The 26106-nt window shown below is 33.9% G+C and carries 22 protein-coding genes and 1 tRNA gene; 10 read left to right on the plus strand and 13 right to left on the minus strand.

What is annotated here, in order from left to right:
- Nucleotides 1–8: 8 nt before the first annotated feature.
- From YWA_RS0107035 to YWA_RS0107050, 4 genes are all read right to left on the minus strand, one after another.
- Nucleotides 9–1700: a DUF6909 family protein gene (locus YWA_RS0107035; protein WP_022827798.1), complete on the minus strand. Its 1692-nt coding sequence runs from the start codon at nt 1698–1700 to the stop codon at nt 9–11.
- Nucleotides 1701–1886: 186 nt separating this feature from the next.
- Nucleotides 1887–2753: a carboxypeptidase-like regulatory domain-containing protein gene (locus YWA_RS0107040; protein ID WP_022827799.1), complete on the minus strand. Its 867-nt coding sequence runs from the start codon at nt 2751–2753 to the stop codon at nt 1887–1889.
- A gap of 12 nt (nt 2754–2765) precedes the next feature.
- Nucleotides 2766–4253 (minus strand): GH3 auxin-responsive promoter family protein, encoded by a 1488-nt coding sequence (locus YWA_RS0107045; RefSeq protein WP_022827800.1) that lies wholly within the window; start codon nt 4251–4253, stop codon nt 2766–2768.
- Nucleotides 4254–4256: 3 nt separating this feature from the next.
- Complete coding sequence (locus YWA_RS0107050; protein WP_022827801.1) at nt 4257–5123, minus strand: M23 family metallopeptidase; 867 nt, start codon at nt 5121–5123, stop codon at nt 4257–4259.
- Nucleotides 5124–5334: 211 nt separating this feature from the next.
- On the opposite strand from YWA_RS0107050, the gene tatA reads away from it, so the two are divergent.
- The gene (gene tatA / locus YWA_RS0107055; RefSeq protein WP_022827802.1) at nt 5335–5505 is read left to right on the plus strand and encodes a twin-arginine translocase TatA/TatE family subunit; all 171 of its coding nucleotides are present in this window, start codon (nt 5335–5337) and stop codon (nt 5503–5505) included.
- Nucleotides 5506–5618: 113 nt separating this feature from the next.
- Here tatA and YWA_RS0107060 read toward each other — a convergent pair whose 3' ends face one another.
- Nucleotides 5619–7742, minus strand: coding sequence for a Tex family protein (locus YWA_RS0107060; RefSeq protein WP_022827803.1), 2124 nt, complete (start codon nt 7740–7742; stop codon nt 5619–5621).
- A 165-nt stretch (nt 7743–7907) separates the two neighbouring features.
- On the opposite strand from YWA_RS0107060, the gene YWA_RS0107065 reads away from it, so the two are divergent.
- Entirely contained in the window at nt 7908–8177 is a 270-nt protein-coding gene (locus YWA_RS0107065; protein ID WP_022827804.1) for a DUF1294 domain-containing protein, read from the plus strand.
- 98 nt (nt 8178–8275) lie between these two features.
- Here YWA_RS0107065 and YWA_RS0107070 read toward each other — a convergent pair whose 3' ends face one another.
- From YWA_RS0107070 to YWA_RS0107085, 3 genes are all read right to left on the minus strand, one after another.
- Nucleotides 8276–9322: a hypothetical protein gene (locus YWA_RS0107070; protein WP_022827805.1), complete on the minus strand. Its 1047-nt coding sequence runs from the start codon at nt 9320–9322 to the stop codon at nt 8276–8278.
- Nucleotides 9323–9447: 125 nt separating this feature from the next.
- Nucleotides 9448–9879, minus strand: coding sequence for a ribose 5-phosphate isomerase B (gene rpiB, locus YWA_RS0107075; protein ID WP_022827806.1), 432 nt, complete (start codon nt 9877–9879; stop codon nt 9448–9450).
- A 625-nt stretch (nt 9880–10504) separates the two neighbouring features.
- A complete protein-coding gene (locus tag YWA_RS0107085; RefSeq protein WP_022827808.1) occupies nt 10505–10744 on the minus strand; it encodes a DUF2007 domain-containing protein in 240 nt (79 codons plus the stop codon).
- Between the two features lie 105 nt (nt 10745–10849).
- Between YWA_RS0107085 and rnr the strand changes: the two genes are divergently transcribed.
- From rnr to YWA_RS0107105, 4 genes are all read left to right on the plus strand, one after another.
- A complete protein-coding gene (gene rnr / locus YWA_RS0107090; RefSeq protein WP_022827809.1) occupies nt 10850–13033 on the plus strand; it encodes a ribonuclease R in 2184 nt (727 codons plus the stop codon).
- The gene (locus YWA_RS0107095; RefSeq protein WP_022827810.1) at nt 13023–13709 is read left to right on the plus strand and encodes a head GIN domain-containing protein; all 687 of its coding nucleotides are present in this window, start codon (nt 13023–13025) and stop codon (nt 13707–13709) included. The genes rnr and YWA_RS0107095 overlap by 11 nt, the downstream gene beginning before the upstream one ends.
- A 70-nt stretch (nt 13710–13779) precedes the next feature.
- Nucleotides 13780–14466, plus strand: a complete 687-nt coding sequence (locus YWA_RS0107100; RefSeq protein WP_022827811.1) for a LysE family translocator — start codon at nt 13780–13782, stop codon at nt 14464–14466.
- Nucleotides 14467–14643: 177 nt separating this feature from the next.
- The gene (locus tag YWA_RS0107105) at nt 14644–15303 is read left to right on the plus strand and encodes a GldM family protein (RefSeq protein WP_022827812.1); all 660 of its coding nucleotides are present in this window, start codon (nt 14644–14646) and stop codon (nt 15301–15303) included.
- Nucleotides 15304–15312: 9 nt separating this feature from the next.
- Here YWA_RS0107105 and YWA_RS0107110 read toward each other — a convergent pair whose 3' ends face one another.
- From YWA_RS0107110 to folB, 3 genes are all read right to left on the minus strand, one after another.
- A complete protein-coding gene (locus YWA_RS0107110; protein ID WP_022827813.1) occupies nt 15313–15597 on the minus strand; it encodes a hypothetical protein in 285 nt (94 codons plus the stop codon).
- 352 nt (nt 15598–15949) lie between these two features.
- Nucleotides 15950–16020, minus strand: a tRNA-Cys gene (locus YWA_RS15665).
- 140 nt (nt 16021–16160) lie between these two features.
- Nucleotides 16161–16520, minus strand: coding sequence for a dihydroneopterin aldolase (gene folB / locus YWA_RS0107115; RefSeq protein WP_022827814.1), 360 nt, complete (start codon nt 16518–16520; stop codon nt 16161–16163).
- Nucleotides 16521–16596: 76 nt separating this feature from the next.
- Between folB and YWA_RS0107120 the strand changes: the two genes are divergently transcribed.
- Both YWA_RS0107120 and YWA_RS0107125 read left to right on the plus strand, forming a co-directional pair.
- Nucleotides 16597–18693 (plus strand): glutamine--tRNA ligase/YqeY domain fusion protein, encoded by a 2097-nt coding sequence (locus YWA_RS0107120; RefSeq protein ID WP_022827815.1) that lies wholly within the window; start codon nt 16597–16599, stop codon nt 18691–18693.
- A gap of 294 nt (nt 18694–18987) precedes the next feature.
- Complete coding sequence (locus YWA_RS0107125) at nt 18988–19326, plus strand: YtxH domain-containing protein (RefSeq protein WP_022827816.1); 339 nt, start codon at nt 18988–18990, stop codon at nt 19324–19326.
- Between the two features lie 73 nt (nt 19327–19399).
- On the opposite strand, the gene YWA_RS0107130 is transcribed toward YWA_RS0107125, so the two are convergent.
- Complete coding sequence (locus tag YWA_RS0107130; protein ID WP_022827817.1) at nt 19400–20428, minus strand: SPFH domain-containing protein; 1029 nt, start codon at nt 20426–20428, stop codon at nt 19400–19402.
- A gap of 115 nt (nt 20429–20543) precedes the next feature.
- Nucleotides 20544–22049, minus strand: coding sequence for a glutamate--tRNA ligase (gltX, locus tag YWA_RS0107135; RefSeq protein WP_022827818.1), 1506 nt, complete (start codon nt 22047–22049; stop codon nt 20544–20546).
- 215 nt (nt 22050–22264) lie between these two features.
- On the opposite strand from gltX, the gene YWA_RS0107140 reads away from it, so the two are divergent.
- Together YWA_RS0107140 and ybeY are read left to right on the plus strand one after the other, a co-directional pair.
- Nucleotides 22265–25618 (plus strand): ATPase, encoded by a 3354-nt coding sequence (locus YWA_RS0107140; protein WP_022827819.1) that lies wholly within the window; start codon nt 22265–22267, stop codon nt 25616–25618.
- Nucleotides 25611–26030 carry an rRNA maturation RNase YbeY gene (gene ybeY, locus YWA_RS0107145; protein WP_022827820.1) on the plus strand — a complete coding sequence of 140 codons (420 nt, stop codon included), beginning with the start codon at nt 25611–25613 and terminating at the stop codon, nt 26028–26030. Before YWA_RS0107140 ends, ybeY begins: the two co-directional genes overlap by 8 nt.
- The last annotated feature ends 76 nt before the right edge of the window (nt 26031–26106 follow it).

The following is a 26106-nucleotide window of genomic DNA, read 5'->3' on the forward strand; positions in this document are numbered from 1 at the left end:
AAGGAATGCTAGTTTATGTTAAAAATTTGCTCTAAAATCTTAATCGTAATCAAATACGTTGGCTTTACTCCTGTCGTTCCTAAACCACCAGAAGCAAGTGTACTTCCCGTTTCTAAAGGATTATCAGAAGCATAATAAGCATAACGCACTTTTACATTTGGATTGATGCTTTTTCTAATCTTTGATGCAGATTGAATGGCTTTCTGGTAATAAGCTCCTTCCATTTCCAAACCAATTACACCCCAAGTGGAATCATGGAAAAATTTCAACAAATCCTTGTTTTGCAGTGAAGTTCCTAAAACAGTTACCATTGGTCCGGCAAAAACCGCGATGTCATTTCCTTCAAACATTTCGGCACTCAACTCATTTTCAAATGAATAATTATCTGCTGTTCCTTCATTAATATGAGCTGACGGAATCATAATATCTCCTTTTCCACCTTGCAAAATACCCGCTTTCCCCATTATAGAAACGGATTCTACATTGAGCAATACTTTTTTATCTTTTTCGGGATGATACGGCTTCAACAACTCATCAATACATTCATATGCCTGTTCTCCAAACGCATAATCCATTACAATTATTACAGGAGCTTCCGTATCGAATTTCGCTTTTGGAAATGCTGATTTTTTCCAATCAATTTTTGCCGTATCAAATATCTGAACGTCAATATTCGTTCCTGAAGTATCGGGAAGCGAAATCATGCCGTATTCTTTAGCTACGACTTCTACTTTTGAGCGAACATCATCTGCTCCAGAGCGACTCAATTCTTCAAAAATAAACATCGGCGTTTTGTCCTTGAACTTCGTTTTCAAAACCGTTGTAGCAAAAATCGAATTCATGACGCTGTGCATATTGGCACTTATCACATGAATCGGTCTATTCAGAAGTTCATTATCGCGTAAAACTTCTTTAATGTTTGTTGCCCAAATTTCACCGTGAATATGATGACCTAAACGCTCTCTTAAAATCGGACTGAACGTAATGGTTCTCTTATTATTTTGTAAAACTTCTTCTAAAGCTAATTTTCCCAACCAGTAAATTACGTGCAAAAAGCGGTCTGGTTTTTCAGGAGCCGAAAATGCATCATAAATATCCAAAACTTCAGAAAAACTTCGTCCTAATATATGTGACAAATGAGAAACTGCTTTCTCTTTTTCTATTTGCGTCAACTTTTTAGGTTGCAAAACCGCTTGTTCTAACTTGTACCAGTCGCGGGTTAATTCGCCCGAATCATCAAGTAAAACAGCATTTTTAATTTTATGAGATTCAATGAAAATAAACGTCAAATGCGTCAAAATGTCGTAAATATCCGAACGACCTCTTGTAATTTCTACGTTCATTTGCTCTTCGTCAATGCGGTAACAATTTCGTTTTCTTTTTGGTGGAACAATTGCTTTAAAATGCGAACGCGAATAGCCTTCATCCGAAGTTAAATTGATAAATCGGCATTCTTCAATCCCTATTGGCAAACGCTCAATTACATACAGAAGTCCGTTTAATTCTACTTTATCTTCCGCAATAGAACCATAAATTTCAGGTCGCAAAGACAATAAAGCTTCCCGAAGTGTATCACCCGAAACACCCATTGGTTTGTAAAATCCGCGATTAAATAAATGACGCATCGTAATGTACAAACGCTCAATCGCACCCGAAGATTCTTGTGCTCTTGAACGGGTTATATTTTTAATTTCTTTCATGTCTTAATTTTAGTGATTTTTATGGATTAAATGGTGCCTCTTTCTCTTGATACCAAATTCATTAGGCAGCTATTTTGGTGAAAAATAATTCGCTATTCGTTTTTTATAACCCACAAATGTAGGATTTTTATTTTTACTTCGATACGATCTCTCCTTTTGTTACTTATTTTACTAAAAAGTGATGATTTAATTGGACAATAACAATGTTAAGGTTGGTTCGTAAATTGAAATGGGTTTACCAGGTTCTTCTTCATTCACTTTCTTATGCCATTTTCCACCTGCAAAAGTGTAGATAAAATCGCGTCGAACATTATAACACATCACTTTTGGAGCATAGGTAATTTCGGTGGTTACAATTCCAGTCTGCGGATTGGTAACACTTTTTTCAACTTTATTAATTTCGATTCGCATTTTTTCAAAAGCTACGAAAATTCCACTTTCAGGCATTTCAATATTTAAATCGTAAATGTCAAATTGATGGCGATAAATTCCTTTCTTTAAATTTACAATTAAATCTTGCGTCAATAATTCTTCGCCGGGAAAGCCTTCATCAGTTACAGCATAAACATGCAATTTTATTTTCGCTTGCTCAATTGGACTGTCCGTAAAAAGCATGATTTTCTTAAGCCATTTCGTGTTTTTATAGTGAGTTTCATACGGGAAAAATTTAGCATCGATTTTCGGACCGTTGTCAAAAGATTCCAAAATAGCATTAGAAACTTTACCAATTTCCAAGGTTTTAGGCTTTCTTGCCTTTTTAATCACTACATCTTGCAAATCAAAAATGACACTTTTCAAAACCACTCGTGCAGCTTCTTTGGCCAAAACTGTTTTCTTTTCGTAACCTAATGCAGAGAAAATTAATTTGGCTTCCGCCAAAACTTGAATGCTAAACGTTCCATTTTCTTCCGAAGTAGTCGTTTTGTTTTCATTTTCGACAAAAATGCTGACGTAAGGAATTGGATTTCCTAAACTGTCAATCACAACACCTTTGGTTTGAGCATGCAACTGTAAACCAACGACAAGGAAGAATAAAATGTAAATTTTTCGCAAAATGTAAACTATTTATTGATTAAAAAAATCAGCAATTTTCCGATCATTCGACAATCTTGGAATTTTATTTTGTCCGCCTAATTTTCCAATGGATTTCATGTACGTATTAAATCCATTTGGTTGGACCGAAGTGATAACCAATTTCCGCAATACTTTTCCCACAATTAAATCATCGTAATAACTGTTTTGTTTTCGCATCGCGTCGTCAATTTTCAATGCAAATTCTTCCATATTTTCTGGTTTATTTTCAAATTCAATCAACCATTCGTGATAAGGCAATCCGTTTTCCGGAGTAATTTGTGGCGCAACTGTAAACTCATTCACGCGAATTGAAGTTCCTTGCATCGCTTCCTTCAAAGATTCTTCCACTTCCTTTGCAATCACATGTTCGCCAAAAGCAGAAATATAATGTTTGATTCTTCCCGAAACGATGATTCTATACGGTTTCAATGAAGTAAACTGAACGGTGTCACCAATATTATAACGCCACAGTCCTGCATTTGTTGAAATAATCAAAACATAGTTTACGTTTAATTCCACTTCGCCAATTGAATAACTTTTGGGATTTTCATTGAAAAATTCTTCCGATTTAATGAATTCGTAGAAAATTCCCGCTTTTAAAAGAAGCAACATTCCCTTTTCGGTTTGGGTATTTTGATACGCGAAAAATCCTTCAGACGCCGGAAATAATTCAATGCTATCGACTTTTCGACCAATTAAATTTTCAAATTTGGCCCGATAAGGTTCGTAATTCACACCTCCGTAAATAAAGAGATTGAAATTTTTAAACAATTCACCAACAGGTTTCCCCGACTTTTCTTTCAACTTTTCAAAATACATCTGAACCCAAGATGGAATTCCTGAAATAACCGACATATCTTCACTAATAGTTTCGTCAACTACCGCATTTACTTTAGTTTCCCAATCTTCGATGCAATTGGTTTCCCAAGATGGCATTCGGTTTTTCTGTAAATAATTAGGAACAAAATGCGCCACAATTCCCGAAAGTCGGCCGAAATTAATGCCGTGTTTTTCTTCTAAAATGGGACTTCCTTGCAAGAAAATCATTTTCCCAGAAACAAAATCAGCGTTTCCCGTTTCATGAATGTAAAGTAAAATAGCGTTTCGAGCCGCTTCGATGTGAAAAGGCATCGACTCCTTCGTCAAGGGAATATATTTGGCACCCGATGTTGTTCCCGAAGTTTTGGCAAAATAGAGCGGTTTTCCCGGCCACAAAATATCCGCTTCTCCTTCCACAACTCTTTCCACATAAGATTTTAAATCCTCATAATCCCGAACCGGAACATTCTTAATGAAATCTTCGTAAGAATGAATCGCACCAAATTTATGGTCAATTCCAAACTGCGTATTTTTTGCGCAAGCAATTAAATTCTTGAAAACGTCACTTTGCGTTTCCACAGGATTTGACGCCCATTTTTTGGTTTTATTGTAAATTACGGTGGCAAAAACTTTTGCCGCAAGCGCTTTTAAAGTGGCCATATATTATTCGAAATCAATAAATTGTGTTGGGTCGATGGGATATCCATCTTTCCAAAGTTCAAAATGCAAATGAATTCCGGTCGATTGTTCGCCAGTAGAACCTGCAATTGCAATCACTTCGCTCGTCTTGACAACGTCGCCTTGCGAAATAGTGAGTGATTCACAATGCTTGTAAACGGATAAAAATTCGTTGTTGTGTCGCAAGATAATCACATTTCCATTCGTTGGCGTCCAATCTGCGAAAATCACTGTTCCGTTTGCAACAGCTTTAATAGGTGTATTTTTTGCCAAAGCAATATCTACAGCAAAATGCTTCTCTTTAGTATTATATTTCTCCGTAATCGGTCCACGAACTGGTGGAAAAAGAACCAAGTCAACTTTAGGTTTTGCTTTTTCAAACAAATTGTATTTGTCTTCCAAGGTGACTTTTTTACGAAGTTCTAATTCTGCTTTCGACGGATTTAAATCTATTCCATTGGTTTCTACTCCGCCGGCTTTAATGGAATCTTTGTTTAATTTCATGTAATCCACATCGCCTGTAAGTGCTTTTCTAACAGATGTTAAATACATTTCATTATTGTGCAGAATTGTAGTTAGCGAATCCGATTTCAACGCTAAAGCTGTTGCTTCACTTTTTAATTTTGAAGACGAATATCCCGGAATGTATTCCTTTAAAGGCGTAAATGCGATAATGTAAGTGGTTACAAAAATGATTAGAAACGCTCCTAAAGTGGCGACCAAGAAGACATTCATCAAAGTCAATTTCAACGAAAAAATTTCCTCAAAAGTCTCTTCATTCAAAATGACGAGCCGGTTTTTAGAAAATAATTGTTTCTTTATTCGTTCTTTTCGGAATCTTTTCAGCGACATAAGGGAATTTTACCCCACAAATATAGCAATTTTAAGCTTTTTGCTTTTGGAATTGCCTCAATTTTACCACAATCGATTCCAATTAAAGCAATTGATTTTTATTTAACACAACTATAAATACAAAAAAAACGTCCTATTTATAACAGCATTGTTATTTTATTTATCTTTGCTGAATATTTTACAAATTTGCGCAAGCATAAATTATCAGATTATGGGAAGACTTGGTACAACGGAAATCATTTTAATTGTTGTGGTCGTGTTATTGATGTTTGGAGGTAAAAAAATTCCAGAATTGATGAAAGGATTGGGAAATGGAATTAAGGAATTCAAAAACGCATCAAAAGAAAACGAAAATCCACCTGCTTCTAAAAAAGAAGAATAGTATAGTACAATAATAAATTAGTAAATCCTCGAACTTTGTTTGGGGATTTTTTTGTTTTAAAATAGAGCCTAAAAGCAGAGAAATTATACAACTTCACTGCTTTATCTATTTTTTTACAAAACCATCGTCAACTGAATCCGTTTCCTATCTTCATCCACTTCCACCACTTTCACTTGAACATGCTGATGCAATTTCACCACTTCATTCACATCACTCACAAATCCTTCCTTCAGTTGTGAAATATGAACGAGTCCACTTTCCTTCACGCCAACATCTACAAAACAACCGAAAGCTGTAATATTATTGACAATTCCTGGTAAAATCATTCCACTTCGCAAGTCTTTAATGGATTTAACGTTCGGGTCAAATTCAAACACTTTCGCCGATTTTCTCGGGTCCAAACCTGGTTTTTCAAGCTCTTTTACGATGTCTTTCAACGTCAAAATTCCAATTTCTGAAGTACTATAATTCTCTAGTTTTATTTGCGAAATCTTCTCTTTGTTTCCAATCAATTCTTTAACCGAAATCTTCAAATCCTTTGCCATTTGCTCCACAATTTTGTAGGTTTCAGGATGAACAGCTGAATTATCTAACGGATTTTTTCCATCTTTAATTCGGATAAAAGCTGCTGCTTGTTGATACGCTTTCTCACCTAAACGAGGCACTTTCTTCAACTTTTTTCTGTCTTCAAACGGACCATTTTCAGAACGATAAGCGACGATATTTTCCGCCATCTTCTCTCCTATTCCACTCACGTAACTCAACAACGATTTACTCGCCGTGTTGATATTTATTCCAACAGAATTCACGCAACGAACTACAACGGTATCCAACTCTTCTTTCAATTTTGTTTGGTCCACATCGTGTTGGTATTGGCCTACGCCAATGGATTTCGCGTCGATTTTAACCAATTCTGCCAACGGATCAGACAATCTTCTGCCGATAGAAACCGAACCTCGAACCGTCACATCATAATTCGGAAATTCGTCTCTCGCAATTTTACTTGCTGAATAAACTGAAGCTCCCGCTTCCGAAACCACAAATACTTGTACGGGTTTATCAAAGGCAATTTTTTTAATAAAAAATTCTGTTTCCCTACTTGCCGTTCCGTTTCCAATAGAAATTGCTTCAATATTATAAGCATTCACCATCGACCGAATTTTCTTCATCGCCATCGCCGTTTCATTCTGTGGCGCATGCGGATAAATGGTTTCATTATACAATAAATCACCTTTTTCATCTAGACAAACAATTTTGCAACCGCTTCTAAATCCTGGGTCAATGGCTAAAATTCGCTTTTCGCCCAAAGGTGGCGCCAATAACAACTGCCCTAAATTCTGTGCAAAAACATCGATTGCTTTCGCGTCTGCTTTTGCTTTTGCTTCTTGCAAGGTTTCGTTTGAAATTGCGGGTTCTAATAATCGTTTGTAACTGTCTTTTATTGCAAATTGAACTTGTTTCGCGCTCTCAGTTTTACCTTTCAAAACATTTTGTTCAATAAAATCAATTGCTTCATCATTGTCGATTTCAATTTTCAACTTGATAAAACCTTCATTTTCCGCACGAAGCATTGCTAATAATCGGTGTGAAGGCGCTTTTGAAAGGGATTCGCTCCAATCAAAATATTGTTTGAATTTTTGAGCATCATCTTCTTCCGCTTTCTTCTTAACCACTTTCGTAGTTACAGCTGCTTTTCGTTGGAATAAACGACGCAAATTCTTCCTAATGTATATATTTTCATTGATCCATTCGGCAATAATATCACGAGCTCCTTGTAAAGCTTCATCTTCATTTCCAACTTTATCATTCAAATATTTCGAAGCTATAAAATCAACATCATCCGCGTTTTGACTCATAATGATTTTAGCCAAAGGTTCTAGACCATTTTCTCTTGCAACATCTGCTTTTGTTTTTTTCTTCTTTTTGAAAGGGAAATACAAATCCTCAATTTCTTGTAAATCAAAACTGTTTTCTATTTTGGCTTTTAATTCTGGCGAAAGTTGGCCTTGCTCCAAAATGGTTTTCAAAACCGAATCTTTTCTCTTAATAATTTCATCATATTGCTTTGAAAGTTTGGCAATATCTTCGATTTGTACTTCATCTAAATTTCCCGTCGTATCTTTCCGGTAACGCGAAATAAAAGGAATGGTACAATCTTCTGAAAGTAATTTCAAAGTGGCTTCTATATTTTTATCAGCGGTATTTACTGCTGATTTTATGAATTGGATTTGGTTCATGAGAGAAAATTTAACGCAAAGATGCAACGGTTTTCGCGAAGTTCGCAATTTAAATATTTAAAATATTAGAGTCATAGTTTCGGCAAATTTTTCATAAATAAATCGCCAATTATAATTTTTAAGAATAAATTTACCACCATGAATTACTTTTAATTTACATCATAAATGACCACATTCTTCATCCTTTTAGCAATCAACGTCTTTGCTTTTTTATTAATGGGTTATGATAAAAAACTTGCGCAAACCAATCAAAGACGCATTTCTGAAAAAGCACTTTTGACTTCCGCAATACTAGGTGGAAGCGTAGGTTCAGGAATTGGAATGCTTTATTTTCGACATAAAACTTCCAAAAATAGTTACTTGGTGAAGTTTTGGAGTATTGTAATTATTCAAATAATTGTACTTTATTTTGGACTTGGTTATGTGAATTTATAGAATAAAATGTCAATAATTATGTTCCTAAAAAAATGATAATTCAGTCAACTAACTTAATTAATGTAAATTCATTCGCTAGAAATATGAAATACGTCATTTTAATCCTCCGTTTTATAATTACGAATCATAAAATTCAATGCAGATTGTACGATTTCTCCCATTGAACTTGCATTTTTAAAACTTACATCGTGCGTCATTTCATAAATTTCTCCTTGTAATTGCTGAATGTGTTCCACCGGTGCTAATCGCGTGGATTTCATCGCTTCGACAAGTCGTCTTAAACGAGCTTTGGTGTCCACCAAACGTTTTACAATCACAGAACGCTCTTCAATTTGGTACTGAATAACTGATTTTGGATTCAATTTTTTCTGTACTAAATCTGAAAATTTGAAGTTTTCCTTGAATAAATGCGGTTTATAAAGCTTGAAACTGCCTTCATAACTTTGTTGATCAAAATCAATCGCTCGAATTTTAAAAATACGTTGATCAAAATCATAAATTGGAATGACCACAAAATTGTAAGAACGCATATCTCCCAATAATCCAATCATACAACGCTCATTGAATTTTACAAACTCCTTTGCAATCTGGGTAGTTTCATTTTCGTTGCATTCTTTCAAGTTTTCTTCTAAAAATACATCACCCGGAATTCCAACAATGTGTTCTTCTATTAAAGTATCTTCAAAAACTAAAAAATTAATAGTATTTGGTGAAATAATGTGCTCCAATTCCAAACCAAAAATGCGCGAAGCATCTGCCTTTTTCACATAGAAATGTGTGTAATTATCGTTCAGAATATTTCGAACTTTAATTCGGAATGGTTTTGAATTTCCAAAGGTGCAGAAATCAATATTATCTACGTTCAAATGCTCTAAATTCGTGTCGTCTCCGTCCGAATGTAATAGAGTATATATCTTTTTTAAACTATTGTCAAGTTCATCTCTTTCAAATTCATTGTAGTACAACCGAACCCACAAAGTGTCTTTTCCTTCTTTATCAAAAACGTTTACACTTCCTTGGAACCGAAGTAAATCATCATAAAAAACCCTAGTCTTTGTCAGTCTTTTATATTTTTGAAGGTAACTTCGTAACGTATCGTTTATCGGATAATACTGCTTTTTTAGTTGTGCTTTCTGTTGTGCCATTATTGTTTTTTGCTAATCAAGTAAGTTAGCATTTTAAATTTAAAAAAAGAAAAATCCTGCAGCAATAACCGAATTTAAAAAATGATTCAGCATCACTACAGGACTATATTGAAAGATAAATTTACTTATTTACAAGCAATTTTATCTACTCTTGTTTGATGTCTTCCCCCTTCAAATTCTGTATTTAAGAAAGCTTCAACCATTTCAACAGCTTGATTTATTGACGTATATCTTGCTGGAATACTGATGATATTTGCATCGTTATGTTGACGTGCTAAAACTGCAATTTCTTTCATCCAACACAAAGCACCACGTACTTTTGCATGTTTGTTAACCGACATATTAATACCATTTCCGCTTCCGCAAATTACGATTCCAAAATCTACAGCTCCATTTTCAACATCGTTAGCAACTAAATGTCCAAAATCTGGGTAATCAACGCTTTCTAGAGTATCAGTTCCGTAATTTGAAACTTGAATTCCTTTTGCTTCAAGCATTGAAACAATTGCTTTTTTGTAATCTGGACCTGCATGGTCATTTCCGATTGCGATTTTCATCTTTGTATGTATATAAGTTGTGTGGGACAAATTTACTTTAATGTTATACTACAAACCAAAAAAAGTACATTCTAATTTTGCATTTGACAATCAGTATTTTACGTTATTAACAATTTATAATGAGTTGACATTCAACGCGTATTTGTAATAAAATTGTTAATAATTTGTAATGTTAATAACATTTCTTAATCTGTTGGAAATCAGTTTACCTTAATTTAACAACTTCTGTTGATAACTTGAGATAGAATTTTAGAACTATTATTTGTTTCTCCAGATAAAAAAGCTAATCCAAAATTGGGATTTATAAACCTAAAAAAGTTTGCCTTATTTGTAGAAAAGTTATCAGCATACATTCGGATTTTGTTAACAGAAATTAACAGGTAAACTTATCTACAATTTCAATCTATTTCTAGTTATCAACGATTGTTAACAACATTTTAAAAGGCATTGGAACGGAACGCTTTACAATATATAAGCTTGTTAGTAAGTCGGTATAAGTAACTGCAACTTGATTTAGCATACGTTTTTCAGAAAGTTATAGTAACTATTAACACGCTATAATAACCATTAAAAATTAAATTTAAATTTCCTTTTCTTTTTTATTATATAAATAAATGTTGACAACTTAAACAATTTTCAAATCGTTATTGTCTTCTAATTCTTTCAAAATAGATTTTACTACTTCAAAATCGTTGGGATGAATCTTAAGTTTAATTCCGCCCAAAGCATTTCCGTAAAAAGGAACAATATTCATCATCGTTTCATTTTCAAAATAATATTGAATTTCCTCTTGTTCTAGAATGTGTTTTAAAACCACAATTTCATGTGGATAGTTAAAAATGGCAATTGTTTTAAATTCTTCCATAGTGTGTGAACAAAGTCTGCAAACGTTATATTTTCAATAAATCTGACTTTCGTGTTAGAAAGTTAAGTATCTTCTTTGTAATTTTCGACATTATATAAAAAGATTATGAGTAAGATACCTAAAAAATTAGGAAATAAAGAGAAAGACTTCTCTGGAAAAATAGTAAAAATATTAGCACAACACGCAAATAAAGCCTTTAATTATAAGCAGATAGCTACACTTCTTGACGTAGACGATACAAAAAGTAGAAATGAGATTATAAAAGATTTAAAGATTTTAGCTTCTAAAAAGGAAATTGTAGAAACAGAACCTGGAAGGTATCTTGTCAAAGCAATTAGTCAAGATTATTACGAAGGAAAAATTGATATGACCGGTCGTAGAACGGCTTATTTCGTTTGTGACGAATTGGAAGAAGATGTATTTATTCCAACCAATAATTTAAACAGAGCTTTAGACAAAGACTTAGTAAAAGTCTACGTTTACAACAGAAGAAAAGGAAAACGTCCTGAAGGTGAAGTAATTGAAGTTGTTGAAAGAAATAAAACAGAATTTGTAGGAGTAATCGATATTCAAAAGAACTTTGCTTTTGTTTCCACTGCAAATCCTAAAATGTATACTGATATTTTTATCCCAAAAGATAAATTAGGAGAAGCTGAACAAGGCGATGTTGTTTTAGTTCACATTGAAGATTGGCCTAAAAAAGCCGACAGTCCGTTTGGTTCTGTGTTAAAAGTTTTAGGGAAACCAGGAGAACACAATACGGAAATTCACGCCATTTTAGCTGAATACGGATTACCAGCTGAATTCCCAATTGAAGTGGAAGTTTTTGCACAGAAATTAGATACTTCTATTTCTGAAGAAGAGATTGCAAAACGCCGCGACATGCGAGATACGTTGACTTATACGATTGACCCGAAAGACGCAAAAGATTTTGATGATGCACTTTCGTTCAAAAAATTAGAGAATGGAAATTACGAAATCGGGATTCACATTGCTGATGTTTCCCATTATGTGCAAGAAGGAACTATTTTAGATGATGAAGCGTATCAAAGAGCGACTTCAGTTTATTTGGTTGATAGAGTAGTGCCAATGTTACCTGAAGTACTTTCTAATTTCGCTTGTTCTTTGCGACCAAATGAGGAGAAATATACGTTTTCTGCTGTTTTTGAAATTGATGAAAAAGCACAAGTCGTTAATGAATGGTTTGGTAGAACGGTAACACATTCTGACCAAAGATTTTCGTACGAAGAAGCACAACAAATCATCGAAACAAAGGGAAATATTATTCCTGCTGAAATTTCAATTACTGATGAAGAATATATCGTTGGCCCAGAATTAGTTGAAGCAACGTTGAAATTAGACGAGCTTGCTAAAATTTTGCGTAGAAAAAGAATGGCAGATGGAGCAATTTCTTTTGACAAAGTAGAAGTAAAATTCAACTTGAATGAAGAAGGTGAACCTACCGGCGTTTATTTCAAAGTGTCGAAAGATGCGAATCATTTGATTGAAGAATTCATGCTTTTGGCAAACAGAAAAGTGGCAGAATTCATTGGAAAACAGAAGAAAACGTTCATTTATAGAATTCACGACGAGCCAAATGTTGACAAGTTAATTGCGATGCAAACTGTGATTGCTAAATTTGGTTACAAGATAGATTTACGTGAAAAAGGAAATATTTCGCAATCGCTAAATCAATTGATGGCGGATGTTAATGGTAAAAAAGAGCAGAATTTAATTGACACATTGGCAATTAGAACGATGAGTAAAGCCAAATATTCAACAAATAATATTGGACATTATGGATTAGCTTTTGATTATTATTCGCATTTTACATCGCCAATTCGTCGTTATCCTGACGTGATGGTGCATCGATTGTTGCAGTTTTATTTAGACGGCGGAAAGTCAGTTGATGAAGCACTTTACGAAACTAAATCACAACATTGTTCTACGATGGAAGGTTTAGCTACAAGTGCAGAACGCGACAGTATCAAGTACATGCAGGTGAAATACATGCAAGACCACAAAGACGAAGAGTTCTTGGGTGTTATTTCTGGAGTGACAGAATGGGGAATTTTTGTTGAAATTATAGCAAACAAATGCGAAGGAATGTGTCGCATCCGTGAAATAAAAGACGACTATTACACGTTTGATGAAAAGCAATATGCTTTAGTGGGCCAAATGACAAAAAATTTATTGCAGTTGGGTGACGAAGTTATTGTGAAAGTGAAGAATGCAGATTTGGTTAAAAAACAACTGGATTTTACCTTGATTAGAAAAAATGAAAAATAAACAAATGAAGAAGATTGCAAGTATATTAATGGTTTTTGTTACGGCTTTAGGTTTTTCCCAAGTGACTAAAAATTTAGGTGAATTTGACAGTGTAAGCGTTTTTGATAAAATTTCTGTTGAATTGATTGATTCAAATGAAAATAGAATTGAAATCACAGGAAGTCGCGCTAATGATGTTGAAATCGTTAATAAAAACGGAACATTAAAAATTAGAATGGCTGTCAAAAACATTCTAGATGGTGAAGATGTTTCGGTAAAATTATACTTCAAAGATATTAATGAAATTAGTGCTAATGAAGGTTCTTATGTGATCTGCGACACCCCAATTAAGCAGACTGCTATAAAAGTAGATACGAAAGAAGGTGCAGAAGTTCGCTTGAATTTAGATGTCAAGAAAGTGAATCTAAGAGCGGTTACCGGCGGAATTCTAAAAATCAAAGGTAAGGCTACCAACAGCGATGTTTCTCTTGGAACAGGAGGCGTTTTGCAAGCAGAAGATTTGCAAACTGTGCAAACAAGTATCAAAATTACTACAGGTGGAGAAGCGGATATTCGTGCAAGCGAATTAGTCGATGCGAAAGTTAGAGCAGGAGGGAACATTACCATTTACGGAAGTCCACAACAAATCAACAAAAGCACCACTTTAGGAGGTTCTATCAATGAAAGCAAGAGGTAAGTTGGTATAAAAGCCGACTCTTTTGTAAAATTCAATTATATTTGTGATTGCTCAATGATAATTTCATTCAATGATTGAAGATATTTTATTAGGAATTCCACTTGGTATTTTGCTATGCTTTATGATTGGCCCAGTTTTCTTTGTACTCTTGGAAACAGCTGCTATTAAAGGTTTTAGAGCTGCTTTAGTATTTGACGCCGGAGTAGTCACTGCCGATTTGGTTTTCATTGCCATCGCTTATTTCAGTAGTTACCGACTCATAAACAACATCAAAGACGAACCTGCTTTATTCATTTTCGGCGGACTAATTATGGTCACTTACGGCGTTATCTCCTTTGTCAAACAGAAAAAGGCCATCAAAAAACTCGACTTTAAAGACCAAATTGAACTTATCAAAAAAAATTATTTCCAACTATTAGTAAAAGGTTTTCTGCTCAATTTTATTAATGTTGGAGTTCTTGGATTTTGGTTGTTAATCTTTATCACTTTTGGTCCACAATTAGAACTTAAAACTTCAAGATTAGCGGTATTTTTTGCGTCAGTTATCGCCACTTATTTGATAGTGGACATAATCAAAATCCTTTTAGCAAAACGACTAAAAAGCAAAATGACACCGGGAAATATTCTAAAAATTAAACAAGTAACAAGTGTTTTACTAATTATTTTTGGAATAACAATCATGCTTCAAGGTTGGTTTCCAAGCGACCAAAAATTAGTGAAACAAGCTTTAGAAAAGATAGAACCGAAGCACGATTAATATTTATTTGTCATTTTGATTTTAGTTCAGAATCTCATCTCTAGGCATTTATTTAATTATGTTCCCGCCATCCTTCCGGCTACCGCTTGAAAAAAGCGATGATCCTCCTTCCTGTCGGGGATAGAAGGAAATCTTTCGGCTTCTTTTTATCTTTTGGCTTTTTAAAATTACGTTTTTATGAGAAATTTCCTCTTTCTGTTAATAATCCTTTTTAGTTTTAGCGTTAATGCTCAATCAGATACAATAGTTACTGTCAAAAGAAGCGTTATTGCATTAGACAAAGTAAAAACGATTTACAGAGGAATTGCTAATCCGATTTCAATAGCTGTTTCTGATTGTAAATCTTTTACTGTTAAAGGAGTTGGTGTAGAGGAAGTTTCAGAAGGAATATATATAATAATTCCTGGAAAAGGAAATGATACCAAGATTGTTGTTACAATTACAAATTTTGATGATTCTATTTCGGTTGAAGAACATGTATTTAAAATAGCCAACATTCCTCAAATAATTGCTAAAATAGATGATGAAAATTGTTATAATTGTATTATTGAGCTAACAAAAGATGATATTAAAAAAGCTGTAATTTCTGTTGGAATAAATGATTTCAAATTTGATTTAGATTTCGAGGGTGAATCTTTTAAAGTGAACGAATTCGATATCGTCTCAAAAGGCAATACTATTAAAGTTCAAGGTAATACATTTTCAAAAGAAGCATTGAATCTTATCAATAAACTTAAAGTTGGTGCAATTTTTTCTGTTGAAAATGTACGATATGCAAATCCTCATAACATTTGCAGAGGTTCAGTTTATCCGATTAAAATAATAATTAAAGAGTAAAACTTTTGGTTATTGCCAAAAAGTTATTCCATTAATTGAGATATAGAGTGCAATCAGTACAATTAATATTATTTCGACTAACCATAGCAACTTTGAATTAGCAACATTGTTTGCTATAATCTGCTCTACAGACAAAATTACAATATTTCCAACTGCACCGATAAATGCTAATGTTCCAGCAAGTGCCATCCCACCTTTATTGTCAATAAAAAGATAATTGAAAGCAAAAATTAGTAGGATTATTTCTATTATTCCGAAAACAATTAGAATAGGAGTAAGTTTTAAATATTGCATTAAATCAAATATTCATTGAGAAACGAAATTACTTAAATTATTTAGAAGTTAAACGTTTATTTAAATTGAAGATTTGTTAGTTATTCTACTTTTCCTGCAAGGTTTTTAAAACCTTGTAGGTCTTGTCTTAATAATACCTACAAGGTCGAAAAAAGACCTTGCAGGATAATCGAAAAGAATAGTATTCTAACTACTTCTTTATCTGATTTTTCCTAAAAATTAACCACAAAAAAAAAGAGACACATTTCAGTATCTCTTTTGAGGCATCGTACGGATTCGAACTACCATTTTATCTAATTTTTCCTAAAAATTAACCACAAAAAAAAGAGACACATTTCTGTATCTCTTTTAGAGGCATCGTCCGGATTCGAACCGGAGTAGGAGCTTTTGCAGAGCCCAGCCTAGCCGCTCGGCCACGACGCCATTGTTTAAACGGATTGCAAATGTAATTAAAATCTTTAGTCTTTAAAAATTTAAACTTTAAAAAATTTATTAAAATTGAATCAGTCTATTTATCAACGTTTTAGTCCCTCCATCTTTCAATCCTTCTATCTTTCAATCCCTTAACTACGGTATTCCTCCATTTCAATCGTAACTCGTTCTACGTCACCACCAATCGGCGGATTTATTTTTGAAACGGCTAATAAAATTCTTGAAACAGATGGAATTTCATCAAAAATTCGTTTGATAATTCTATGAGCAACGTGTTCTAAAAGTTTCGAACGTATCGCCATTTCATCCACTACAATCTGATTTAAATGCACATAATCGACAGTATCATTCAAATCATCTGTTTCAGCCGACTTGCGTAAATCGGTTTTTATTTCCAAATCAACTACATAATCAGAGCCAATTTTTTCTTCTTCAATCAAGCAGCCGTGGTTGGTGTACACACGAATATTTTTCAATTTTATTGTTCCCATTGTAATCAGGTTTAATTCAAGTTCAAAGTTAAAACGTTTTTAAAACATTTTCTATCTTTGTCAAAATTACAAAATAATGTCAACAGAAGAGAAATCATTGAATTTCATTGAACAAATTATTGAGGAAGATTTAAAAAACGGTTTATCTAAAGATAAATTACGTTTCCGATTTCCACCCGAACCTAATGGTTATTTGCATTTGGGACACGCCAGTGCTATTGCGTTAAATTTTGGTTTAGGAATTGATTATCAAGCTCCTGTAAACCTTCGTTTTGACGATACCAATCCTGCAAAAGAAGAACAAGAATACGTAGACGCCATAAAACGCGACGTAGAATGGTTGGGTTATAAATGGACCGAAGAACGTTATGCTTCTGATTATTTTCAGGAATTATACGATTGGGCAGTGATGCTAATCAAATCAGATAAAGCGTATGTTGACAGCCAATCTTCGGAAGAAATGGCGACTCAAAAAGGAACGCCAACGACTCCAGGGATTGACGGACCATTCAGAAATCGTTCTGTTGAAGAGAATCTTGATTTATTCGAAAGAATGAAAAACGGAGAATTCGAAGAAGGCGTTCATATTTTAAGAGCAAAAATTGACATGAAATCGACAAATATGTTGATGCGTGATCCAATTATTTACAGAGTTATTAATAAATCTCATCATAGAACAGGGGAGAAGTGGTGCATTTATCCAATGTACGACTGGGCTCACGGTGAAAGTGATTATTTAGAACAAATTTCACACTCCTTTTGTACACTTGAATTTTTGCCACACCGCGAATTATACGATTGGTTTTTAGATCAAGTTGCAGATGAAAATAAAGTACGTCCAAAACAAAGAGAATTCGCTCGTAGAAATCTTTCACATACGATTGTTAGTAAGCGAAAATTACTACAATTGGTAAATGAAAAACATGTTACAGGTTGGGACGATCCAAGGATGCCTACGATTTCAGGTTTAAGAAGACGTGGTTATACGCCAATTTCACTTCGTAATTTCACCAAAACTATTGGTATTGCTAAAAGGGAAAACTTAATCAATGTTTCTGTTTTAGAATTCTGCATTCGTGAGGATTTGAATAAAATTGCTCCAAGAGTTATGGCGGTTTTAGACCCAATTAAAGTGGTTATTACCAATTATCCTGAAAATCATGTAGAATGGTTGGAAGCAGAAAATAACCAAGAAGATGAATCTGCAGGTTTCAGAAAAGTACCTTTTTCGAGTGAAATTTATATCGAAAGAGAAGATTTTATGGAAGAAGCTCCTAATAAATTCTTCCGTTTATCTTTAGGAAAAGAAGTTAGATTGAAAAACGCTTACATCATCAAAGGTGAGAGTGTAACTAAAGATAATGATGGAAACATTACAGAAATTCAAGTTTCTTATGATATTGATTCTTTGAGTGGAAGTGGGACAGAGGCAAGTCAGCGAAAAGTTGCGGGAACATTGCATTGGGTTGACATAAAGCACGCGATTCCAGCTGAAATTAGGCTTTATGACCGCTTATTTACAGATGAAACACCTGACGGACACAAAGAGAAAGATTTCCTTGAATTCGTCAATCCTGATTCGTTAAAAGTGATTACGGGATATGTGGAACCAAGTTTGTTAACGGCTCAAGCAGAAGATAAATTTCAGTTTCAACGTTTGGGTTATTTCACGGTTGATAAAGACACGACTGCGGAAAACTTAATTTTCAATAAAACGGTTGGACTTAAAGATGCTTGGGAAGAGAAAGGCAAGAAAGAGGAAAATGCAATCAACAATTCTTTAAAAGACATCAATAAATATTTCAAAGTTGATGCAGAAAATCAAAAAGTGATTGAACAAGCAATTGCTCAAAATATCGAAAGTATTTCTGATTTTAGTTTGTTGCAAAATGCGATTCGTAAAAATACCAACAATAATAAAAGTTCTCTTTTGTTTGCGAATTGGTTATTGAAATATTCAAAAGCCATCAAAATTTCAGATGTTGAAACTGAAGCTTTGCAAAAGTTATATGGAATGTCATTGAAAAGTGAATCGCCTTTTGTTAGAATTGAAACAATTCACTTATTGAAACAAGACCCTGAAAATTTGGCACATTTCAAAAATCAATTAATTGAAATGAAAGAAAGAGATAAAAGTGAAGAAGTGAAAACTGCTATTTCAGAAATAATCTAAATTTTTAAAATACATCAATTAAAAGTCTGCAATTTGCAGACTTTTTTTATGATTGAAAATGACGATTGAATTCATTCAATTAATAAGATTTAGCTATTAAATTCGGCTTTAAATAAATCGATTTAATGCAAAATAAATAATTTTTAGAGTTTGTGCTTCGTTGAAACAGTTTTTAGCCATTAATTGGCTTAATTTTAAGTTTGGCAATAAAATAAGAGTACTTTAACGGCTTATTAACAAGACGAAAGCAAATTGTTTGTAACTTTAATAAAAATTAATTAAACACAAAAAGCTATGTCAGTAAAAGATAACGGAGGAACAGTATTAGCGCTTTTAGCGGGTGCTGCAATTGGAGCAGGAATTGGAATTTTATTTGCTCCAGAAAAAGGAGAAAAAACAAGAGGAAAAATCAAAGATAAATACGACGGTTCGAAAGATGATTTGATGAACAAATTCGGAGAATTATCGGACACTGTAAAAAGTAAATTCAGCAAGACTAAAGTTGATTTAGAAAAAGCATTTGATAATTTAGTAGATAACGCTGATGAGAAATCAGAAGAAGTAATTGCTCAATTAGAAAGAAAATTACAAGAGTTGAAAAAGGCAGCTCATAATGCAAGTCCTAAAATGTAATATTTAAGGGATTATTAATTCAATAAAAAAGAGGCTATCAAAGCCTCTTTTTTTATTTCTACAATTAAAGAAATTAAATTCTTGAATCGTAATTGTCTCCATTTTCAGGATGTTCTTCATCTTTTAAATTCTGATAATCGTCAGAAGGTTTAAAGTCATCTGCAGCTTTTTTAGATTTCTTTGCTATTCTATTTTTGTTTCCTTCTTTCATCGCTTCGCCAATTTGGTTTGAAGCAGAGAACGAAGCTACCATATTATTCAACATGTCACTTCCTGCTTGAGGCGAATTTGGAAGCAAAATCAAGTTAGAATTTGAATCCGCACCAATCGCTTGCAACGTATCGTAATGTTGTGTTACCACAATCAATGCAGAAGCTTCCTGCGAGTTAATTCCCACTTTATTCAATACATCTACACTTTCTACCAATCCACGTGCAATTTCACGTCTCTGGTCGGCAATACCTTGTCCTTGTAAACGCTTGCTTTCCGCTTCCGCTTTTGCTTTCGCTACAATTCTAATTCTTGAACTTTCAGCTTCAAATTCTGCAGCCGTTTTTTCACGGTCAGCCGCGTTTATACGATTCATTGCGTTTTTCACTTGAATATCCGGGTCAATATCTGTTACTAATGTGTTGATAATATCGTAACCGTAAGTAGTCATCGCTTCGTTCAACTCGCGTTTTACAGCAATTGCAATATCATCTTTTCTTTCGAAAACGTCATCTAATTTCAATTTTGGAACTTCAGCACGCACTACGTCAAAAACGTAAGCAGTAATCTGGTCGTGCGGATATTCTAATTTGTAAAATGCATCATACACTTTATCTTGAATTACTTTAAACTGAACCGAAACTTTCATTTTAACGAACACGTTATCTTTTGTTTTAGTTTCAATAATAACGTCAAGTTGTTGAATTTTCAAGTTCACACGACCTGCAACTCTATCCACAACCGGAATTTTAAGTTGCAAACCTGAACTTCTAACGCTCGTAAATTTTCCGAAACGTTCGATAATGACAGCAGTTTGTTGTTTAACAGTAAAAAAAGAGGAGAGAAATAGGAATAAACCTATAATAAGAACAACATAAAGAAATACATCCATTTTGTTTTTGGTGTTTGAGGTTAAAATAATTATACGACGGAAAACAGGGAAAGTTACAATTTATTATTTACAAAAAATCCTTTTAAAATTTGACTTCTAAAAGGATTCTTGCTATTTATAAGCTTGCTATTGCTTTTTCAATTCGCTTTATCGTTTCTTCTTTTCCGATAATCTCGATAATATCAAATAGGTGAGGGCCTTTTAAAGCGCCAACAACGCTTAAACGTAAAGGTTGCATGACTTTACCCATTCCGATTTCAAATTCTGCCATCCACGCTTTGACAGTGGTTTCTACATTCATTGAGCTGAAATCTTCAATTTCATTCAGTAAATCAGCTACATTTTGCATCAAAAGTGGTGTTTCTTCTTTCCAGTTTTTAGTTGCTTTTTCGTCGTACTTTTCAGGCGCTACAAAGAAGAAATCTCCAAGTTCCCAAAATTCTTCTACGAAATTTGCTCGTTCTTTAATGGAACTTACAATTTTCACTAAAGCCGTATAATCGATGTCAATTCCCTTTTCATATAAGAAAGGTGCAAATGCTTTAGCTAAATCATCATCAGTTTGCAAAGCTAAATATTGGTGGTTGAACCATTTGTTTTTGTCCGGGTCAAATTTGGCTCCAGCCTTGTGAACTCTACTCAAATCAAACGCTTCAACTAATTCTTCTAATGAATATAATTCTTTATCCGTTCCGTCATTCCAACCTAATAGTGCTAAAAAGTTGACAACTGCTTCTGGGAAAAATCCTTTTTCTCTATAACCTGACGAAATTCCCTCGTCTGTTCTCCATTCTAAAGGAAACACGGGAAAACCTAATTTATCTCCATCACGTTTCGATAATTTTCCGTTTCCAACAGGTTTCAAAATCAAAGGTAAATGTGCAAATTCAGGAGCTTCCCAACCAAAAGCTTTGTAAAGCAAAAAGTGGAGTGGAAGCGAAGGCAACCATTCTTCACCACGAATCACGTGCGTCGTTTCCATCAAATGGTCGTCCACAATATTCGCTAAATGGTAGGTTGGCATTCCGTCGCTTTTGAACAAAACTTTGTCGTCAAGCAAGTTCGAATCAAATCGAATATCACCACGAATGATGTCTTTTAATTCTAAAATTTCATTCACAGGCGTTTTAAAACGAATAACATAATCTTCTCCGTTTGTAATTCGTTCAGCCACTTTATCCGCTTCAACCGTTAGCGAATTGTCTAAACGCTCACGAATTGTATGATTATATATGAACGTATTTCCTTGTTCTTCCGTATTTTTACGCAACTGGTCTAAATCTTCCGAAGAATCAAAAGCATAGTAAGCCCAACCGTTTGCAACTAATTGTTCAGCATAACTTTGGTACAAATGCTTGCGTTCGCTTTGACGATAAGGGCCAAATTTCTCATTCTTACCAATAGTTTCATCAGGCGAAATTCCCAACCATTCCAATGCTTCCAAAATATACGGTTCTGCTTCAGGAACAAAGCGATTTTGGTCGGTATCTTCAATCCTCAAATAGAAAGTTCCTCCGTGTTTTTTAGCAAAAAGATAGTTGAATAACGCGGTTCTAACTCCGCCAATATGTAGAGGTCCCGTTGGACTTGGTGCAAAACGCACGCGAACTTGCTTTGACATTTTAGGTATATTTTTTTGCAAAGATAAGATATGTAAAATCTTTATTGCCACAGATTATAAAGATTAAAATGATTTAATCTGTGGAAATCATTTTAATCTGTTGCAAAAATTAAAAAAAATTGTCAGGAATTTAAGCGTTTTCACGAACATTTTTTAACATTTCAAGTTCATATAAATCATTACTTTTATCGGTTATAACTAAAAGTGTTTGCAATTTGGAAAACAAAGCATTGATTTATCAAAAGTTAGAAGCATTTATCCGTAAATTTTATACCAACGAATTAATAAAAGGAATTTTATTTTTCGTGGGTTTAGGATTATTGTATCTTATTTTCACACTTTTCGTTGAATATTTTCTTTGGTTAAAACCAGCAGGAAGAACAATTTTGTTTTGGACTTTTATTATTGTCGAAATTCTTTTAGTAGTTCGATATATTCTTTTTCCAATATTCCAACTGTTCAAAATCAAAAAAGGAATTGATTACAATCAAGCGTCTATTATTATTGGAAATCATTTTGGAGAAGTCAGCGACAAGCTTACAAATTTCCTTCAACTTTCAAAAGATGAAAATTCTTCCGAATTATTAATCGCTTCAATTGAACAAAAAGCCAAAACACTTCAACCGATTCCATTTCAAAACGCTGTTAATTTTAAAGGAAATAGAAAGTACATTCCTTTAGCAATTTTACCAATCTTGTTTTTTGTGTTTTTCTACCTTTCGGGAAATAGCAAGATGATTAGTCAAAGTTTGAATCGTGTGGTGAATTACAAAGAGCAGTTTACGCCACCAGCTCCATTTGAATTTGTAATTCTGAATAAAGATTTGACAACGCAAGAAGGAGAGGATTTTACAGTTCAAGTGAAATCCGTGGGAAATGTCATTCCTGAAAATGCGATGGTATTTATAAATAACGAAAGTTATTTTATGGAAAGTTCCAAAGCAGGAGTTTTTGAATATACTTTTTCAAAACCACAAAAGAATATTTCGTTCCACGTGGAAGCTAATAAAGTTTCTTCACACAATTATGAATTGAAAGTAGTGGAAGTGCCAACAATTGCAAATTTCGAAATGACAATTCAATTCCCATCGTATTTGAATCGCAAATCCGAATCTATTCAAGGAACGGGAAATGCAATTGTTTCCGAAGGTTCAAAAATTACTTGGAAAATGGCAACGCAATCCACAGATAAGGTAGAATGGACTGATTTTAAGACTAAATCGACTTTTACCGCAGAAAATAATAACTTTAATTGGAGTAAAATAATTTCACAAAACACAGAATATCAAATTATTACTTCAAATCATAACGTTCAAAGCTTTGAGAAACTCAACTATCAATTATCAGTTATCAAAGACCAATTTCCAGTTATTTCTGTGAATAATGTTCCTGATAGTTTAAAAGTAGATGAAAACGTAATTGTAGGACAAATTTCAGATGATTATGGCTTGTCGAAATTGCAAATTGTCTACTATCCGTCGAATGCAAAGAATAAAGCATTCAAGAAGGAGTTAGCTGTAAAGCGTGATGTTTTCGACCAATTCATTTTTAGCTTCCCGGGAAATTTGCCAGTAGAAGAAGGAGTTTCTTATGAATATTATTTTGAAGTTTTTGATAACGATGCGTTGCACAATTTCAAAAGTACAAAATCTACTGTTTTTTCAGAACGCATTCAGACGGTTCAAGAAAAGCAAGACGAGTTGATGCAAGAGCAGAATAGCAATATTAGTGGTTTGCAGAAATCGTTGAAATCGCAAGACAAGCAACTTTCAGAATTAGACAAACTTCAAAAATCAAACAAAGAAAAATCAAGTCATGAATTTAAAGACCAACAAAAAGTAGATGATTTTATCAAGCGTCAAAAACAACAAGACGAGATGATGAAGCAATTTACAAAGAAGATGGACGAGAATTTGGATAAACTCAAGTCGGATAAAAAAGATGAATTCAAAGAAGCATTGCAAAAACGTTTAGAAGAAAGTCAAAAGGATTTAGAGAAAAATCAAAAGCTTTTGGACGAACTGCAAAAGTTAAATGATAAAATTAAGCAAGAAGAATTGTTTGAGAAAATGGAACAGTTCAAGCAAGTGAGTAAAAACCAAGCCAAAACTTTGGAACAACTTGTTGAACTTACAAAGCGTTTTTACGTCGAAAAGAAAGCGGAACAAATTGCCGATAAATTAGAAGAGCTTTCTAAAAAGCAAGATGAGTTGTCTGATAAAGATGATAAAAATAATGCCGAGAATCAAGATAAAATCAACAAGGAATTTGATGCGATTCAAGAGGATTTGAAGGATTTGGAAAAGGAAAACAAAGAGTTGAAAAGTCCGATGGATATTCCAACCGATAAAGAAAAGGAAAAAAGTATTGATGAAGATTTAAATAAAGCAAAAGAAGAATTACAAAAAGAGAATAAAGCTAAAGCCAAACCGAAACAGAAAAGTGCTTCCAAGAAAATGAAGGAAATGTCGGGTGCGATGGAAGAAAGTATGGCGGGTGGCGACAAAGAACAGATGGAAGAGGACGTAGCGATGCTGCGTCAAGTGATGGATAACTTGTTGTCATTTTCTTTTTCGCAAGAAGACTTAATGAAAACTTTTAAGAACCTAAAACGTGGCGCTCCATCGTATAATAAGTATTTGAAATCGCAACAAGATTTACGCTTGCAATTTCAACACGTAGACGACAGCTTATTTGCGTTGTCATTGAGAAATCCACAAATGAACGAACCGATTACGAAAGAGATTGGCAATGTACATTACAATATTGAAAAGGCTTTAGATAATTTAGTCGAAGCTAATGTTCCGAAAGGTACTTCACACCAACAATACACGATTTCTTCAGCAAATAAGTTGGCTGATATGTTGAGTGATGTTTTGAATAACATGCAAATGTCGTTATCTGGTTCGGGTAAAGGAAAGCCAAAACCAAGTTCAGGTAAAGGAGAAATGCAGTTGCCGGATATTATGATGAAACAGAAAGGTCTTGGCGAGAAGATGAAAGACGGAATGAAAAAAGGGAAGGAAAGCGGTAAGAAAGAAGGCGACGGCAAAGAAGGTGAAGGTGGTGAAAAGCCAGGACAAAAACCGGGTCAAAAACCAGGTCAATCGGGAAGTGGCGGAAAAGATGGTGAAGGCGAAAACGGCGAAAATGGAGAAGGCAATGCCAAAGAAATAATGGAGATTTACAAAGAGCAAAGACAATTGAGAGAGGCTTTGCAAAATGAATTGAACAAGAAAGGAATGTCAGGAAGTGGTCAAAGTGCTTTGGACAAAATGAAAGAAATCGAAAAACAATTGCTTAATGAAGGTTTCAAAAACGAAACATTGCAAAAGGTTTTGAATTTAAATTATGAGCTATTAAAGTTAGACAAAGCGATGCAACAGCAAGGAGAAGAAGAGAAAAGGCAGGCTGAAGCCAATACAAAGCAATTTGACGGTAGCAAAGGCGCTCTAACACCTGCATTGAAAGAATATTTAAACAGCATAGAAATATTAAATCGACAAAGCTTACCTTTGCGCTCGAATTTTAGCCAAAAGGTTAAGGAATATTTTAATGTAAATGATTAGTTTTAACTACGAAACGGATTTTGAGTTAGGCAACGAACCAGCTTTTGAAGATTGGATTTCTCGTGTAATTTTATCAGAAGGTAAAAAGGAAGGTGAGATTAATTACATCTTTTGTGATGATGATTACCTGCACAAACTCAATGTGGAATACCTCGAACACGATACTTTAACTGATGTAATTAGTTTTGATTATTCTATGGGTAACGAATTACACGGCGATATTTTTATTTCTGTCGAAAGAGTTGCTGATAATGCTAAAGATTTCGGCGTGACTTTTGCGGACGAATTGCAGCGCGTAATCGTTCACGGTATTTTACACTACTGCGGTTACAAAGACAAATCTCCAGAAGAGGAAGCTATTATGCGGACTAAAGAAGAAGAAAAAATCCAATTGTTCCACGTGGAACAATAAGAATCAAATTACAATATCCAAGTTGATTGTTCCACGTGGAACACTTTAGTTGGGGGGTAAATTTGATTTAAAATTA

The organism is Flavobacterium antarcticum DSM 19726, from assembly GCF_000419685.1.
Lineage (GTDB): Bacteria > Bacteroidota > Bacteroidia > Flavobacteriales > Flavobacteriaceae > Flavobacterium > Flavobacterium antarcticum.

Bases quoted from the DNA above. Each gene is read 5' to 3' on its own strand.
- YWA_RS0107110 (WP_022827813.1), bottom strand. From the start codon at position 15,597: ATGCAATATTTAAAACTTACTCCTATTCTAATTGTTTTCGGAATAATA.
- YWA_RS0107130 (WP_022827817.1), bottom strand. From the start codon at position 20,428: ATGGATGTATTTCTTTATGTTGTTCTTATTATAGGTTTATTCCTATTT.
- YWA_RS0107065 (WP_022827804.1), top strand. From the start codon at position 7,908: ATGACCACATTCTTCATCCTTTTAGCAATCAACGTCTTTGCTTTTTTA.
- folB (WP_022827814.1), bottom strand. From the start codon at position 16,520: ATGGGAACAATAAAATTGAAAAATATTCGTGTGTACACCAACCACGGC.
- YWA_RS0107120 (WP_022827815.1), top strand. From the start codon at position 16,597: ATGTCAACAGAAGAGAAATCATTGAATTTCATTGAACAAATTATTGAG.
- ybeY (WP_022827820.1), top strand. From the start codon at position 25,611: ATGATTAGTTTTAACTACGAAACGGATTTTGAGTTAGGCAACGAACCA.
- rpiB (WP_022827806.1), bottom strand. From the start codon at position 9,879: ATGAAAATCGCAATCGGAAATGACCATGCAGGTCCAGATTACAAAAAA.
- YWA_RS0107125 (WP_022827816.1), top strand. From the start codon at position 18,988: ATGTCAGTAAAAGATAACGGAGGAACAGTATTAGCGCTTTTAGCGGGT.
- YWA_RS0107050 (WP_022827801.1), bottom strand. From the start codon at position 5,123: ATGTCGCTGAAAAGATTCCGAAAAGAACGAATAAAGAAACAATTATTT.
- YWA_RS0107100 (WP_022827811.1), top strand. From the start codon at position 13,780: ATGATTGAAGATATTTTATTAGGAATTCCACTTGGTATTTTGCTATGC.
- YWA_RS0107070 (WP_022827805.1), bottom strand. From the start codon at position 9,322: ATGGCACAACAGAAAGCACAACTAAAAAAGCAGTATTATCCGATAAAC.
- YWA_RS0107095 (WP_022827810.1), top strand. From the start codon at position 13,023: ATGAAAAATAAACAAATGAAGAAGATTGCAAGTATATTAATGGTTTTT.
- YWA_RS0107045 (WP_022827800.1), bottom strand. From the start codon at position 4,253: ATGGCCACTTTAAAAGCGCTTGCGGCAAAAGTTTTTGCCACCGTAATT.
- gltX (WP_022827818.1), bottom strand. From the start codon at position 22,049: ATGTCAAAGCAAGTTCGCGTGCGTTTTGCACCAAGTCCAACGGGACCT.
- YWA_RS0107035 (WP_022827798.1), bottom strand. From the start codon at position 1,700: ATGAAAGAAATTAAAAATATAACCCGTTCAAGAGCACAAGAATCTTCG.
- YWA_RS0107085 (WP_022827808.1), bottom strand. From the start codon at position 10,744: ATGGAAGAATTTAAAACAATTGCCATTTTTAACTATCCACATGAAATT.
- YWA_RS0107105 (WP_022827812.1), top strand. From the start codon at position 14,644: ATGAGAAATTTCCTCTTTCTGTTAATAATCCTTTTTAGTTTTAGCGTT.
- rnr (WP_022827809.1), top strand. From the start codon at position 10,850: ATGAGTAAGATACCTAAAAAATTAGGAAATAAAGAGAAAGACTTCTCT.
- YWA_RS0107060 (WP_022827803.1), bottom strand. From the start codon at position 7,742: ATGAACCAAATCCAATTCATAAAATCAGCAGTAAATACCGCTGATAAA.
- tatA (WP_022827802.1), top strand. From the start codon at position 5,335: ATGGGAAGACTTGGTACAACGGAAATCATTTTAATTGTTGTGGTCGTG.